Raw genomic sequence first — 13874 nt, 5'->3', positions numbered from 1 at the left:
CGAGCGGAGCATGACCCTGCATCTCGGGGCTTGACCGTCCGCGGGACAGCGCCCTCGGCCGCTGCTGCGCTTGAGCCGGCCCCGCGGCCGTTGGCGGGTACCCAGTCCGCAAGAGCGCCGGGCGTACCGATCGACCTTCGTGACGGCAAGGCGCTGCCCGGCGGCTGGAAGCTTGGCGTGAATCCTGGGCTGGTCAAGTCGGAGGGTCCCAGACCGTGCTGTGGGGCGAGGGCGTACCCGAGGAGCAGGGCGACGACCTCAACCTTGCCCGATACATCAAGGCCTGAGGACGTCGTTTGCCGTCGGGAGTTGATGTAGGGAGCGGACTGGCCGGCGATGGCCCGACAGCTCGACGGGCTCCAGCAGGCCGATGCCCCTGAAAGTCCTCGTGAGGAGCAGCGGGCGGGCGCCGCGGGGCCGAGGTCAGGGGATGCGGAGGCTGGCGAGGAGCCGCTCTTGCATTGCCTTCAGTGCCTTCTCGTTCGCCTCGGGACCGAGGACCAGCGCCTGCACGAGGTGCTTGTCGTCGGCTATGAGGCGAATAGAGCCGGTCAGGGGCTCACCGTCTGTCTCGGAGGTCAGACGCGCGTCGAGAGCAGGACGGCCGTCGAACGTCATCTTGCGAGCGTTGCTGCTGGTCAGAGGCTCGGCCGTGTTGATCATGTATGACTCGAGAACGCGCTGGAGATTGTCCTCGAGCGGGTACTGGTCGCCCGGCATGTCGTGGACGGCGAAGCCGACCGCTCCGTCCGGGGTATCCAGGCCGTACACGCGTGCGTCGACGGCCTTGCCTTCGATGGAAACGGTCGCCTTCCGGACGGTGGCCTTCCCGGGAAGCTCGGCGGTGATGCCACTGGGCGGATCGGCGGTCTCCACCCAGTCCACGGTGGGCGTACCGGTCATGGCCGTGACGTGCAGCGACGCAGGGGCGGAGGGGGCGGCGAACGCTGTGGTGGAAGCCGGCACACCCCCTGCGATCAGGACTACCGAGGCCGAAAGCATCACAAGGCGCTGTGTTCGAGAACGGTGAGTCATGCCGATCACTTCCCATGACGTGCTCGCTGACCGACGGCTCGGGCGCCCGCTCCCGAGCCCTCTCCCAGCGTCCGTCCGGATCTCTCCGGATGCACCCGGACGCACATGGACGGCGCCCGACTCCCGCCGGGCGCGGAAAACCCCGTTGTCGCTGAGACCAGGCCCCGAACCAGGCCCAACGCTGTTCTGGCCGACCGCGCCTGCTCCTCACGTGCCATCGGGGCCGTCTGCGGCGCCGGGGAATCCGCGGGAGGATGCGGCCGCGGCTGGGGCGCCGGGGGAGCGGGACCGGTATCAGGGGCCGGTTCACGGTCAGTGCGGATGCGGAGGTGCGGGCTCTGCTGGGGCTGTGGAAGGGGAACGTGGCCGCTGTCCATCGTGGGTTGACCGCTCGCGGGCCGGGGGCGAGGGTGTTCTAGCGCCGTCGATTCCGACGCTGCACCGTGCGATCCGGCGTGATCGGACGCCGGGGGAGTGGGCGGTCACAAGGGCGACCGGAAGGCCCCGCCCAAGCACGTTGCGGACGACCGTGACAGGAGGCCGCTGACCGCCGTGGACGAAGGGGCAGTGCGCCTGGCCGACGTCCTGGAGGCCCACCCGGACACCAGCGACCCCGGACTCCAGCGACGTCACCGACTCCGGCACCCGCGGCGACATCGTCTTCACCGCGGCCGGGGGTACGTGGGTGCTCGACTTCCAGGCCGGCGCCGACGGCAACGTGTTTCGGGACACGACCGGTGCCCCGGCCCCGGCAGACGGCCCCACTGCCGACGTGCTGCGCGACGTCGTCGTCCCCGCGCTCCTGGCCCACCCCGCCTTCGAAGCCATCACCGCCGACGGCGACACCCTCACGATCCACCTGGCCACCGGCCGCCACTACACCCTGGCCCTCAGCCCCGCCGCCTGGCCCGGTCGGCACACCACGGGCCGGGAACCGACATCGGCAACTGCTCGGGCCCGGGCCCTCGTGCCGCCGCTCACCCCGCAGGAGGGATCCGCCCATGACCGCACCCGCGGCGATCCGGCGCGCGTACCGTTGCGGTACGACCCGCCGCCGGGAGGAACCGTCGATGAGCGCCCAGCCCGACCACAACCCTGTCACCCCGCACGCCCCCGCACCCGGGGCGCCGGCCGACCTGCTCGCCCAGCTGCGCGCCGACCCGCGCGCCGCACAGTGGGTGTCGGCCTTCGAGCGGGATTGGGCGGCCGCGCTGGAGGAGTCCCGCCGAACCTTCTCCCTCGCCGGGCTGTACGAGGTCGTCCAGGACTGGCAGGGCCGCCTCGCCCACGCCCCGGCGGTCGACACGTTCGCCGCCTCCGGCTACGACGACAGCGAGGCCATCGACATGGCGGAGCTGCGAGGAAGGCGCCGGTGACCGCACAGCAGCCGTACGCGGTCCGCCTTTCCGCACCGGCCGCGAAGGTCCTCGACACCCTGCCCGAGCACGCCGAAGGCACCGTGTGGGACGTCCTGGACGCCGCGGCCGCAGACCCGTGGGGCTTTGGCCAGTGGAACGCCGAGGACCCCGAGGGTGAGGACGTGCGCTACGCGTCCGTCGGTCGGCTCTCCCTCACCTACTGGGTGAACCGGCCCCTGCGCCGCCTGACGGTCCTGAACATCGTCTGGCTCGGATAGCCCCCGAACCGGTACCCCGTGCCCGGCTCCGCGAGCAGGCCGGGCCGACGCGCGGAGCGCCGCGGGCGGGGTACTGACGCCGCGGGGAACCGGCCGCGGCGCTCGTCGGCGAGGCGGCGCCCGGGCGCATCGGCGAACGCTGGACGCTGACGCCCGGCCACGCGCCCGCGTACCCGGGCCCACGCTGGCCCCTCCTGACAGAAGTGATCGAAGGGGCGGAGACGGCGATCCTGAGCGGCATGCCATCCCGGTCGCCGCCGTGCAGCGGCGGTTTCCGGACGTTCGGGGGGAACGGGCCCCGCCGGGTGACAGCGGGCCGCGGTTCGGGGCATGCGCGCCAGTGGCTGCGACGCGCAGACCGTGTGCCACACCAGCGACCAGGAAGGAACGGCCATGCTGATAACGGTCACCCGCTCCGGAGGCTTCGCCGGCGGGGAGAAGCTCAGCGCACTCGACACGTCCGGCCGCACGGACGCCGCGGACCTCGAAGAGCTCGCCAAGCGGGCCGTCACACCCGTCGCCGACGGCTACCGCTACCGGATCACCGTCGACGACGAAGTGCTCGACCTCCAGGACCCCTGTCTGTCCGACGCCCAGCGCACACTGATCCGTACCGTCCTCGGCGTGGGCGGCTGACCGGCTCACCACGGGCCGGGCGGGCCGCCCCGCGGCGACCGGCGGCGGCGCGCCGGCCCGGCCCCCGGACGGGTCGCCCGCCGTGCCGGGACATGCGCGCCGCCCTACGCTCGGGGCATGCCACGCCGCCCGATGCGCCTGTCCGAAGCGGCCGAGGCCGCTCTGGCCACCGCCTTGAAGAAGCTCCGGACCGATCTGCAGGCCCGCTCGGTCTTCCCCGATCCGGTGCTCGCGGCGGCCGAGGCCGCCGCCCGCGCCCCACGGCTGCCCGACAAGGACGCCACCGACCTGCCGCTCTTCACGATCGACCCGCCCGGATCGAAGGACCTCGACCAGGCCATGTACCTCGAGCGGCGGCCCGGCGGCGGGTTCCGCGTGCACTACGCCATCGCCGACGTGGCCGCCTTCGTCACCGCCGGCGACGCGCTGGACGCCGAAGCCCACAAGCGGATCGTGACCCTGTACTTCCCCGACGGCAAGGTGCCGCTGCACCCGCCCGTCCTGTCCGAGGGCGCGGCCAGTCTGCTGCCGAACCAGAAGGTCCCCGCCCTGCTGTGGGAGCACGACCTCGACGCCCACGGCGAGGTGACCAGGTCGTCCGTGAGCCGTGCCCTCGTCCGCAGCAAGGCCAAACTCGACTACGCGGGCGTCCAACAGGCCATCGACTCCGGCACCGCCGAGGAGCCCCTGGCACTGCTGCGCGACATCGGCACCCTCCGCGAGGCCGTCGAGGCCGAGCGCGGCGGCATCTCGCTCAGCCTGCCGGACCAGGAGGTCACCTTCGAGGACGGATCGTTCCGGCTGAGCTACCGGGCCGCGCTGCCCGTGGACGGCTGGAACGAGCAGATCTCCCTCATGACCGGCATGGCCGCGGCCACGATGATGCTGGCCGGCGGTCCCGGCATCCTGCGGACCCAGGAGCAGGCTCCGACGCACGAGGTCGCGCGTCTGCGCCGCATCGCCCAGGGCCTCGGCATCGACTGGCCGCACCACGTGTCGTACGCCGAGCTGATCCGCTCGCTGAATCCGCACGACCACAAACACGCGGCGTTCCTCCACGAGGCGGCCGGCGCCCTGTTGCTGAAATCGGTCTACCGGTCTTTCCGCGACCGCGACGACATCCCCGCGCAGACGGTCCACGCGGCGATCGCGGCACCGTACACGCACTGCACGGCGCCGCTGAGGCGCCTGGTCGACCGGTACGCGGGCGAAGTGTGCGTGGCCGCCGGCGCGGACCGGGACGCGCCGGAGTGGGTACTGGCAGCCCTGGACGACCTGCCGGGCACGATGGCGAGGGCGAAGGGGAGTGCGGCGGACCGGCAGTCCGTGGACCTGGTGGAGGCGGCGCTGCTCATGGACCGGGTGGGAGCCACCTTCGACGCCGTGGTCATCGACACCGACGCGGAAGGGTCCCGACCGAACCCGCGGGAGGGGGAGGTGCAGCTGGCGGAGCCCGCCGTGCTGGGCAGCGTCACCTCTGCCGCCGCCGAGCTCGAGCTCGGCGCGAGCGTCCGGGTCAAGCTCCAACGGGCCGACCCCGCCTTCGCCGACAAGAACAGGCGGATCCTCTTCAGCCTGGTTGAGGGCGAGGGGTGACCGTCCCTGAACCCCACGCCCACACCCATTCCACCCGGACCCAAGAGCGGTCGTGTTGGTAAAGGCTTGGCCGCATTGGCACTGCTCCTGACCTGCGCATTCAACGGTTGCTCGCGGACGTGGCGTCAATTATGGCTCGACGTGGTGCCATTGCTGCGCCATAATGGCGTCATGAGTGGCGCGCCCGGGTCCTTCACCGACCGGTGGGCGCGTTCGCGGGTGGGCCGTCGAAGGGGTGGGGATCATGGAGACAGTGCAGAGCGGGCAGCGGGCGACGCGGCCCGGCGCCATCGCCGCCTTCGCCCGCTTCGTACTCTGCGGCGGCGGAGTGGGGCTCGCCTCCAGCTTCGCCGTGGGCGCCCTCGCCTCCTGGATTCCCTGGGTCCTGGCCAACGCCCTGATCACCGTGGTCTCCACGCTCCTCGCCACCGAGCTCCACGCCCGCTTCACCTTCGGTGCGGGCGGGCGCGCGAGCCGGCGCCAGCACGCGCAGTCGGCCGGGTCCGCGGTGGCCGCGTACGCGGTGACCTGTGTGGCAGTGCTGACCCTGCGGCAGCTGGTGGCGGCGCCCGATCCGATGCTGGAGCAGGTCGTCTACCTGTCGGCCTCCGCGCTCGCCGGTGTCGCGCGGTTCGCGGTGCTCCGCCTCTACGTGTTCGCGCGGACCCGCTCGCAGGCCGCGGGTCCCCTTCGTGCCGCTTGCACCCTTCCCGCCACCGTGGCCCGGCCCTCGGCCCACGCGAGGCCCGCCGAACTCTGCCGCGCCGCCTGACCCGTTCGGGGTGTGGGCGGGGGAGCGGTGCGGAGCCCCGGAAGCCCGGCGTCCAGAAGCGGCGCAGGAGCCGGACGGGCGTGGCGATCGGGATCGTCGCGGCCGTCCGGCGGCTCCCCCGAGGCCACCACCCACCGCCCCACCGCCCCGCCGCCCCGCCGTTCCCAGGGCGGCTACGACTCGAGATTCGCGACCCGGAGCCGGTCGTCGACCGGTACACCTCCGAGTCCCCGCCGGGGAACGGGCGCCCTCGTCATCTCGGGCGTGTGCGGCCGGTTCAAGGCCGCGCCTCGGTCGGAGTGAGCCCCGAGGCCCGTCGGCCGATCGGCTGACCGCCGCGAACGGCTCTAAATGATCGCAGAGTTATGCCCAAAAGGTGACTTTCCGGAGTTTGGGTCGGTCGGATAGCAATGGTGCGGCGCCTGGCACGGCCCGCCGACGGTCGGCGGCGAACCCGGTGCGCCGAGGAAGGAACGTCTCGTGCTTCGCACCCGTTTCGCCGTCACGCTGGCCACCATGGCCGTTACCGCCCTGGCCGTCACCGCGAGTCCCGCCTCGGCGGCCCCCGGAGACACGGTCAACATGTGCGCCAGTGCGCTCACCCCGGAGGGCTGGGTCGACGTCCAGTGGTGGAACAGCGGCGGGTGCGGCTCCGGCTTCACGCCCAACATGAAGCAGATCAAGGACCTCAGGGGCTACCCCGTGGGCACGCAGGTCAACGCCTGCGCGTCCACGTGGCCGCCTGCCGGCTGGACCATCACGAGCACCTACTACTCGAGCGGCTGTCGCTACTCCGCCGTCCCGAGCTTCAACCCCAACACCTGGACGCTCAAGCGCACTTCCTGACCTCGTCGAAGTCGAAGCCGAAGCCGAAGCCGAAGTCGAAGCCGAAGTCGAAGCCGCAGCAGACCCCCTCGCGGGTCGGCTGCGGCTTCGCCGCTTTCGTCGTCACTCCAGCGCGATCATCAGCGCTTCGCCCCTCGGCCGGTGCCCGGACCGCCGTGCAGGCCGAGGGCTTCAGGGGCGTCATCTCCCCGCGGCGGTTGCCAGTCGGGCGCCGGGCGCTGCTTGCTAAACGGACCGGCGGTCCGTAGGCTCGAGATCATACGGACCGACGGTCCGTTTATGTGCCCACGCGTGCGCCCGTTCCCGCTGCGAGCAGATCGGAAGCCTGAACCATGACCATCCCCATGACGGCCGCGGAGCTGTACCGCCACGGCCTGGAACTGCTGTTGGAGAAGGACATCCCCGCCTGGGTCGACCTGTGGGACACCGGCGGTGTCCTCGAATTCCCCTTCGCCCCCGAAGGATGGCCCCCGTGCCTCGAGGGCAAGGCCGCGGTCGGCGAGTACATGCGCCACTACCCCGACCACGTCGACCTGCACGACTTCCCCGAGGTGAAGATCCATCAGACCGCCGTCCCCGAAACCATCGTGGTCGAGATGCGCGGAGTCGGCCGCCTGGTGAAGACCGGCACCCCCTACGACATGACCTACATCGCCGTGGTCACGGTCCAGGACGGCCTCATCACCTCCTACCGGGACTACTGGAACCCGCTCGCCGCATCCCAGCCCGGCGCCGACTTCACGGGAGCCGGCCGATGACGACGACCGCCCCCGCCCCCGCCACCCTGGTCATCGGGGCCACCGGGACGACCGGCCGCCGCGTCACCGCCCGGCTGACCGCCGAGGGCCGGAGCGTCAAGGCGGCCGGCCGGACCGCCACCCCGCGCATCCCGCACCCGGGCGCCGAGGCCGTCCGATTCGACTGGAACGAGCCCGCGACCTGGGCCGAAGCCCTGGACGGCGTCGACCGCGCCTACCTGATCCCACCCATCGGCTCACCGGATCCGGCCGCCGTCATGCTGCCCTTCCTCCACAAGGCCCGCGCGTCAGGCGTACGCCGCGCGGTGCTGCTCAGCTCCTCGGCGATCCCCGCGGGCGGCCCTGCGGTGGGCCGGGTCCACGAACAACTGCCCGGTCTGTTCGAGGAGTGGGCGGTGCTGCGGCCCTCCTGGTTCATGCAGAACTTCGCCGGCTCCGCCCCCCACGCACGTACCATCCGCGAGGACGGCGCCATCCTCACGGCCGCGGGAGACGGCCGCGTCGGATTCGTCGACGCCGAGGACATCGCCGCCGTCGCCGTACGCGCCCTGACCGACGGGCGGGCCCCCGACACCGACCTGATCCTCACCGGGCCGCAGGCGCTGAGCTACGCCGACGCCGCCGCGATCATCACCGAGGTCACCGGCCGGCCCGTCGTGCACCGGCAGCTGACCTTCGAGGAACTGCGCGACCGCTGGGCGGCCGGGATACCGCTGGAGTTCGCCACCATGCTGGCGCAGATGGACCGTGCCATCGCCGGCGGCGCCGAGGACCGCACCACGGACACCGTGGAGCGCCTCACCGGCCGCCCCCCGGGGAGCCTGCGGGCCTTCGTCGAACGGGAGCTGGGCGCGACCCGCTCACACCAGCCGGCCGAATATCATTCCCCGGGGCCGAAGAGGCCGTAGACGAAGGAGGACCCGTGGCCCGACGTACGGAGCGCACGGAGCGCACGGAGCGCGCCGACGCCCAGCGCAACCGGGAAGCCGTCCTGGCAGCCGCCGACGCCCTGTTCGCCGCCAGCAGCAGCCCCCACGGCGTGTCGATGGACGACATCGCCGCGGCGGCGGGCGTGGGCAAGGGCACCCTCTTCCGACGCTTCGGCGACCGCGCCGGCCTCATCGCCGCCGTGATCACCTCCCGCCTCGAACCGCTGCAGCGCACGGTGCGCGAGGTGCAGGAGGCGACCGGTACCAAACCGCGGCAGCGGGTGCTGGCCCTCCTCGACACCTCGCTGACCTTCAAGATCGAAAACCGGAACCTCATGGCGGCCGCCGAGGACGCCGGGCTCAGCAGCCCGTACCGGGCCCAGCACTACGACTGGTGGCACGAAACGCTGCGGGCGGCGCTCGACCAGGTGCCCGGCGTCCACGACCCGGACTTCACCGCCCACGCACTGCTGGCCGCCATCCGGGCCGACCTCGTCGCACACCTGATCGACGAACAGAAGATGTCCCCCGAAGGCCTGCGCGGCTCGCTCGCGGCCTACGTCGACAACGTCCTCGGCGGCGAGGGCGGGTAGTCCTCACTGCTGCCGGCCGGGAGCCCGGTAGCGGATCTGCTCGGCATTGCGCAGGGCGTCCAGCGTTTCGTCGATGGTGAGCAGCACGGTCGTCTCGAACGAGCTGAGCGCCCCGCCCCCGCTGATCGCCAGCGCGACCGAGGCCATGGAGACGTTGTCGGGGGCCTCCCACAGGTTGTATCCGTCGTGGGTGCCGAAGGCGTACCAGAAGCCGTGCAGCTTCCCGCCGACGGACTCGATGTAGGACCTGGCGGCCGTCGTACGGTCTTCGGGGTGGCTCATCAGCCGTGCCCATGTGTCCGGGGTGTAGCTGAACCTCGACAGGTAGAGCGGCATCGTGCACCTCTTTCGTTGTGGGGAAGAGGTGCCCGCGGTCGGCCGGGGAAGGGCACGTGAGGTCCTCGGATCCCCCGGACGGCCGCCTCCGGACGGCCCCGCAGGCTCACCCCCGCAGGCGGCACGCCGCCCCCGCGGCCGACGCCGGCGAGGTGCCCCCGGGCCGCACGCGCCGGGGGCACCTCGGTCCGCCCGCCCCTACGGCGCCGCCGCCACCGGCATGACGTGACCGAGCAGGCCCTCCCGCGAGTACGGCCCCTCGCAGTCGGCGCGGTGGGAGACGAAGTGGTCGAAGACGGACGGTATGTAGCACCGGTAGAGGGGTACCGAGCCCGGCACCGCCTTCGTGTACACGTACCCCACCGCGCCGAGGGGCTGCAGGCCCTCGCAACCGGGATCCGGGGTCAGCAGCGAGTGGTTCGCCGCCTTGCACTCGTAGAGCCGGACCGTGCCGGGCGCGGGGTCCCGCAGCACTTTCCAGACCGCCTCGTGGGTGAAGCCGGCGGGCAGCGGCCGAGAGGACGCCAGGTGCCCGGCGTGCGGGCGGTAGCCGCGCACCAGGGGCGCGTACGGGGTGGTGTGGCCGTGGGCCCGGCCCCACGTGCGCAGGTAGCCCTCGGCGCCCCGCATGAGCTCGTCCACCACGTCCTGGCCGCCGGTGACCCGGATGTCCTCGATCCAGTCCGGTACGAGACCGTAGTGGGTGCCGCCGCCGTCCGTGTTGACGTCCCACACGCGCGAGCCGGTGACCTGCCGGTCGAGGAGCGAGCCGCCGTCCGGGCTGCGGAAGGGATAGCGGACCTGATCGCCTGCCGCGGCCCGGGGACCGGGCAGCCAGGCGAAGCCGTTCATGTCGGTGCCGATGCCGTACCCGGCGCCGTACCGGGCGCGCAGGGCGGCGTGTTCGCGTGCCTCGGCGGCGAACGCGGGGGCTTCGAACATGTGGCCCGTGATGAATCCGCCCAGGCGGTAGACCCGCTCGGTCCAGTTCTCGTCCATCCAGCCGTGCGTGGACAGGACACCGGAGTAGCGCTCGGCTTCCAGCACGCGCAGCGCCTGGTTCGCCGCCTTGACGCTCATGTGGTCGATCTCCAGCATCATGCCGCGCTTCATCATGCCCAGCACCGCGTACTCGCCCAGCGCGGTCAGGCCCCGGCGGTTGCACTGTGCCGCCTGCAGGGAGGCGCCGCCGTACTCCGGGAGTTCGACGCCTTCGGGCAGGGCTGCCCGGATACGGGCCGCCGCCTCGGCCTCGGTCTGCGGTGTTCCGGAGTTCGCGGTGTCACCGGTGAGCCCTGCGTGCTCGGCGGATCCCGCCGCCAGCCCGAAGCCGATCGGGTTGTCGTGCTCGGGCCCGGGGCACGGCTCCGTGCTCCAGAAGGTGCCCGTCGACAGGAACTGGCCGGCGTTGATGGCCATCCCCTGGGTGCCCGAGTCGAACCGTATGCCGCACAGGGCGTTGTCGAACTTGTGGCACAGGAACATGCTGCGCACGCCCAGGCGGTGCAGTTCGTCCAGACCGCGGTCGATGTCCTCGATGGTGCAGCGGGCGCTGTCCAGCACCTGCTTGCAGCCGAACGGTTCGGAGGTCTCCACCCCGAGGACGACGGCCAGCTTGCCCTCCTGGATGACCCTGCGCGCCTGGTCGGGGTCGGTGACGACCCGGAACCAGCCCTTGCCGCCGCCGCCGTACATGGCGTCCACGTAGGCCTGGAGCTCGTAGGTCTTCTGGATCTGGAGCCGGATCGCGGTCATCTCGTCACAGCCGCGGTCCTTGAAGAAGTACAGCGAGCAGATCACCCCGTTGGTGACCATGTCGTTCACCAGGATCCGCTGCCCGCCCCGCCAGGCCCGCTCCACCCAGGCGTAGTACGCCTGCTGGTGGGTGGCGGAGTCATGGGCCGGCCAGTCGCGGAACGTCGGCCAGCCGTTCGGGTCGTGGCGGCCGTCGCCTCCCTTGGTGATCATGTCGAAGAGGGCGAGGACGCCGTTCGGGTAGTGCTCGGGACAGTCCTTCAGCGCGTCGGCCACACCGGCGGTGGAGAAGACCTTTCCGCAGACCAGCCGCCCTCCGAAGCCCTCGTCGGACATCAGGTGGACGTGCGCGTCCACGTATCCGCGCACGCGGCCCTGGGCGTCGGTCCCGGTGAACGGCTCCCCGGTGACGTTGACCTGCGAGTCCGGGGCCGGGCGCGCCACGGGCTCCCACCACGGCGGCCCGGTCGGCGCGCCGGCGGCCGCGGGGCCGAGGGCCAGCGTCACCAACGCGAGGACCAGGCCGATCAGCAGGTACCGGCTCCGTCCCAAGGCTCTTCGTCGATTCATCCCCATCCCTTTCACGAAGCGTTCACGACACTGCGGAGATGGTCTTCCTCGGCCCCGGACGGCACCGCGTGCGCGGTCGCGGAGGTCAGACCGGGCGGTCCACGGCTCCCGCCGAACGCGCACGGACCAGGGCCAGGTAGTCCGCCGCGAGGCGGTGGCAGTCACCGGGCCACCGCGCCGAGACGTAGTTGCCGTCCGTGACGGTGAAGCCGCGTCCGGGCCGGGCGGCGGTGTCCCGTACGGGCAGCGGCGGGCCGGTGAGGAAGTGGCGCGGATCGGCGAGCGCCGCCGTGACCTCCTCCTGCACGGTGGTGGGGTAGGTGCGGTAGTAGCGACCCAGCCACAGCCGGGTGAGGTTCCACCCCGTCAGCTCCAGCAGGGAGGTCAGAGCCGTGGTCCGCCGGCCGTGGAGGACCGAGCGGCCGGTGGCGGGATCCTGGGCCCGGGCGGCGAGCAGCACCCCGTGGCAGACGGCGCCCACCGGCAGCCCCCGGGTGAAGACCCGGGCGAAAAGCCGCTGGGCGGTGGCGTCTTCGAGCAGCGTCCGCATGCGGGGGGCGTGGCCGCCCGGTACGAAGAGGCCGGTGATGTCGGCCGGACCGACCAGCGCGTCGGCGTCCGCGTACGAGAGGGGAGCGAGGAAGGAAGGGTCCTCGGTGAGGCGCCGGTAGGCGGCCAGCTCGGCGCGACGGGTCATCAGCCAGGGCGACAGCCAAGAGAAGCCGAGGTCCGTGAGCCGGGGATCGGCGAGCGCGACCTTCCCGTCCGGAGTGGCGAACCGCACCTCGAAGCCGGCGTCCCGCAGCGCGGCCCAGGGCACCGCCGCCTCGGTGGGGTCGTAGTCGCCTGCCGGGAGCAGGAAGAGAATCACGGCGTACTCCTCTGAGCGGAGTGATCAGGGCAGCACGTCGCTTCCGCGGCCCAGGGGCCCGACCCCCGATCTCCTCGGTGTCCGAAGGACGACCCTAGGAGCGGCGCGTGGCCCCGTCATTGACTCCGACGGCCAAGGCGTTGACTCTCCCGACCCCGACCCCGACCCCGACCCCGACCCCGACCCCGACCCCGACCCGACCCGCACCCCGCCGCCGCCCCCTCCCCGCGTGCGGCAGTCCGGCGGACGCTATTGACGGGGGTGGCGCGCCCGCATTGACTGACGGCCGTGTCCACCGTCGAGTCCCCCTCCGTCACAGGACCCTCCGTCAACGCCTCGTACGCCCTCGCGGTCCTGAGCGCGACGGCCGAGGCGGGCACCGGCGGAGCCGACTCCCGGGCCATGCCCACGGACCGGCTGGAGTACGGCGAGATGCGCGCCCTGTGGGACGAGGTGCTGGCAGCCCGGAGCGCCGGCCCGCACACCGGACTCCTCGTGGGCGACCGCATGCGGCCCGACGGCCTGCACATCCTCGGCCACCTGATCCTCACCTGCGCCAGCCTCGCGGACGCCGCACGGGCGGCCGAGCGCTACCACCCCCTGGTGAGCCAGGCGGGCACGGTGACCCTGCGCCGCCTGGGCGGCGCCGGCCGCATCTGCTACCGGCCGACCGTCGGCCCGCCCGCCATGCACCCCCAGCAGGTGGAAGCGGTCGTCAGCAGCATGGTGCGGGCGGCCCGCTGGATCGCGGGCGACGACTGGACGCCCCTGGCCGTGTCCTTCACCCACCCCCGTGCGGGCTCTGCGGAGCCGTACGCCCGCGTCTTCGGCTGCCCCGTCGCCTTCGACGCCCCGGAGAACGCGATCACGGTAGCCGGCGAGGACCTCGACAGGCGCCGCCCCCTCTACGACCCGGCGCTCAACGGCCTGCACCGGGCCTACGCCGACCGCCTCCTGCACCAGCTGTCCGCAGCGGCCCCGACCGTGGCCGAACGCGTCCGGCAGTGGCTGGAGCAAGCGGCGCTCGAGGACGCCGGCCCCGAAGGCCTCGCCCGGCAGCTCAACCTCAGCGTCCGTACCCTGCGCAGGGCCCTGCACGCGGAGGGCACCTCGTGGCGCGCGCTCCTCGACACCGCCCGACACGGCCGGGCCAGGCGGCTGCTGGAGACCACGGCCCTGCCCCTGGACCGGATCGCCCCGCTCGTCGGCCTGAGCGGGGCCACGGCCCTGGTCCGTGCCTTCACCCGGTGGGAGGGCATGCCGCCGGGCGCGTACCGCAGCCGGTACCGGCCCGCATCCCAGGCCTGCGACGGGACCGGCTGAGGGAGCGGGAACGGGCGGGGGAGCGGGTGAGGCACCCCACCTCCGGCGTATCCCCGGCCGACCGGGTCCGGTGCTAGATTGTCCGGCGGCCGGATCCTGGCCCCGGACGAGATGCGCCGTACCCGGTTACGCACGACGACGCGCGAGGTGCCGCACGAGCGGCACCGCCCGCTGTCCGCTCCCGGGCAGCGTCCTCGTCGAGCAAGATAGGCCGAACG

General features: G+C 72.6%; 15 protein-coding genes and 1 riboswitch. Of the genes, 10 read left to right on the top strand and 5 right to left on the bottom strand.

The window, feature by feature from the left end; all coding sequences use genetic code 11:
• Positions 1-423: 423 nt before the first annotated feature.
• Complete coding sequence (locus ACZ3X1_RS00390) at positions 424-1044, bottom strand: hypothetical protein (RefSeq protein ID WP_467275256.1); 621 nt, start codon at positions 1042-1044, stop codon at positions 424-426.
• A 992-nt stretch (positions 1045-2036) separates the two neighbouring features.
• Between ACZ3X1_RS00390 and ACZ3X1_RS00385 the strand changes: the two genes are divergently transcribed.
• The 6 genes from ACZ3X1_RS00385 (at position 2037) to ACZ3X1_RS00360 (ending at position 6521) form a co-directional block, all read left to right on the top strand.
• A complete protein-coding gene (locus tag ACZ3X1_RS00385) occupies positions 2037-2411 on the top strand; it encodes a DUF6247 family protein (RefSeq protein WP_390074515.1) in 375 nt (124 codons plus the stop codon).
• Complete coding sequence (locus ACZ3X1_RS00380) at positions 2408-2671, top strand: hypothetical protein (protein WP_356812656.1); 264 nt, start codon at positions 2408-2410, stop codon at positions 2669-2671. The genes ACZ3X1_RS00385 and ACZ3X1_RS00380 overlap by 4 nt, the downstream gene beginning before the upstream one ends.
• 330 nt (positions 2672-3001) lie before the next feature.
• The gene (locus tag ACZ3X1_RS00375) at positions 3002-3307 is read left to right on the top strand and encodes a protealysin inhibitor emfourin (protein WP_467275253.1); all 306 of its coding nucleotides are present in this window, start codon (positions 3002-3004) and stop codon (positions 3305-3307) included.
• Between the two features lie 117 nt (positions 3308-3424).
• Positions 3425-4903 (top strand): RNB domain-containing ribonuclease, encoded by a 1479-nt coding sequence (locus ACZ3X1_RS00370; protein ID WP_467275252.1) that lies wholly within the window; start codon positions 3425-3427, stop codon positions 4901-4903.
• 244 nt (positions 4904-5147) lie between these two features.
• The gene (locus tag ACZ3X1_RS00365) at positions 5148-5675 is read left to right on the top strand and encodes a GtrA domain-containing protein (protein WP_467275250.1); all 528 of its coding nucleotides are present in this window, start codon (positions 5148-5150) and stop codon (positions 5673-5675) included.
• 480 nt (positions 5676-6155) lie between these two features.
• On the top strand, positions 6156-6521 hold the full coding sequence (locus tag ACZ3X1_RS00360) for a hypothetical protein (protein ID WP_467275248.1): 366 nt from the start codon (positions 6156-6158) through the stop codon (positions 6519-6521).
• Here the strand turns inward: ACZ3X1_RS00360 and ACZ3X1_RS00355 are convergent.
• Entirely contained in the window at positions 6505-6627 is a 123-nt protein-coding gene (locus ACZ3X1_RS00355; RefSeq protein ID WP_467275246.1) for a hypothetical protein, read from the bottom strand. The genes ACZ3X1_RS00360 and ACZ3X1_RS00355 overlap by 17 nt on opposite strands.
• Positions 6628-6853: 226 nt before the next feature.
• On the opposite strand from ACZ3X1_RS00355, the gene ACZ3X1_RS00350 reads away from it, so the two are divergent.
• From ACZ3X1_RS00350 to ACZ3X1_RS00340, 3 genes are read left to right on the top strand one after another with little or no spacing between them, the layout of a single operon-like run.
• Positions 6854-7279, top strand: a complete 426-nt coding sequence (locus ACZ3X1_RS00350) for a nuclear transport factor 2 family protein (RefSeq protein WP_356812649.1) — start codon at positions 6854-6856, stop codon at positions 7277-7279.
• Complete coding sequence (locus ACZ3X1_RS00345) at positions 7276-8187, top strand: NmrA family NAD(P)-binding protein (RefSeq protein WP_390074519.1); 912 nt, start codon at positions 7276-7278, stop codon at positions 8185-8187. The genes ACZ3X1_RS00350 and ACZ3X1_RS00345 overlap by 4 nt, the downstream gene beginning before the upstream one ends.
• A gap of 14 nt (positions 8188-8201) precedes the next feature.
• On the top strand, positions 8202-8801 hold the full coding sequence (locus tag ACZ3X1_RS00340; RefSeq protein WP_467275244.1) for a TetR/AcrR family transcriptional regulator: 600 nt from the start codon (positions 8202-8204) through the stop codon (positions 8799-8801).
• A 3-nt stretch (positions 8802-8804) separates the two neighbouring features.
• Here ACZ3X1_RS00340 and ACZ3X1_RS00335 read toward each other — a convergent pair whose 3' ends face one another.
• The 3 genes from ACZ3X1_RS00335 to ACZ3X1_RS00325 form a co-directional block, all read right to left on the bottom strand.
• Positions 8805-9137: a GYD domain-containing protein gene (locus tag ACZ3X1_RS00335; protein WP_467275242.1), complete on the bottom strand. Its 333-nt coding sequence runs from the start codon at positions 9135-9137 to the stop codon at positions 8805-8807.
• Positions 9138-9335: 198 nt separating this feature from the next.
• Positions 9336-11462 (bottom strand): discoidin domain-containing protein, encoded by a 2127-nt coding sequence (locus ACZ3X1_RS00330; RefSeq protein ID WP_467275240.1) that lies wholly within the window; start codon positions 11460-11462, stop codon positions 9336-9338.
• An 85-nt stretch (positions 11463-11547) separates the two neighbouring features.
• Positions 11548-12333, bottom strand: coding sequence for a type 1 glutamine amidotransferase domain-containing protein (locus ACZ3X1_RS00325; RefSeq protein ID WP_356812644.1), 786 nt, complete (start codon positions 12331-12333; stop codon positions 11548-11550).
• Positions 12334-12621: 288 nt separating this feature from the next.
• Between ACZ3X1_RS00325 and ACZ3X1_RS00320 the strand changes: the two genes are divergently transcribed.
• Entirely contained in the window at positions 12622-13656 is a 1035-nt protein-coding gene (locus ACZ3X1_RS00320; RefSeq protein ID WP_467275238.1) for an AraC family transcriptional regulator, read from the top strand.
• 82 nt (positions 13657-13738) lie between these two features.
• Positions 13739-13801: riboswitch (guanidine-III (ykkC-III) riboswitch) on the top strand.
• The last annotated feature ends 73 nt before the right edge of the window (positions 13802-13874 follow it).

This window comes from Streptomyces sp. NPDC023541 (genome assembly GCF_055559995.1).
Note: the sequence above shows the minus strand (reverse complement) of the source record. Positions and strands in the feature narration are given on the sequence as shown.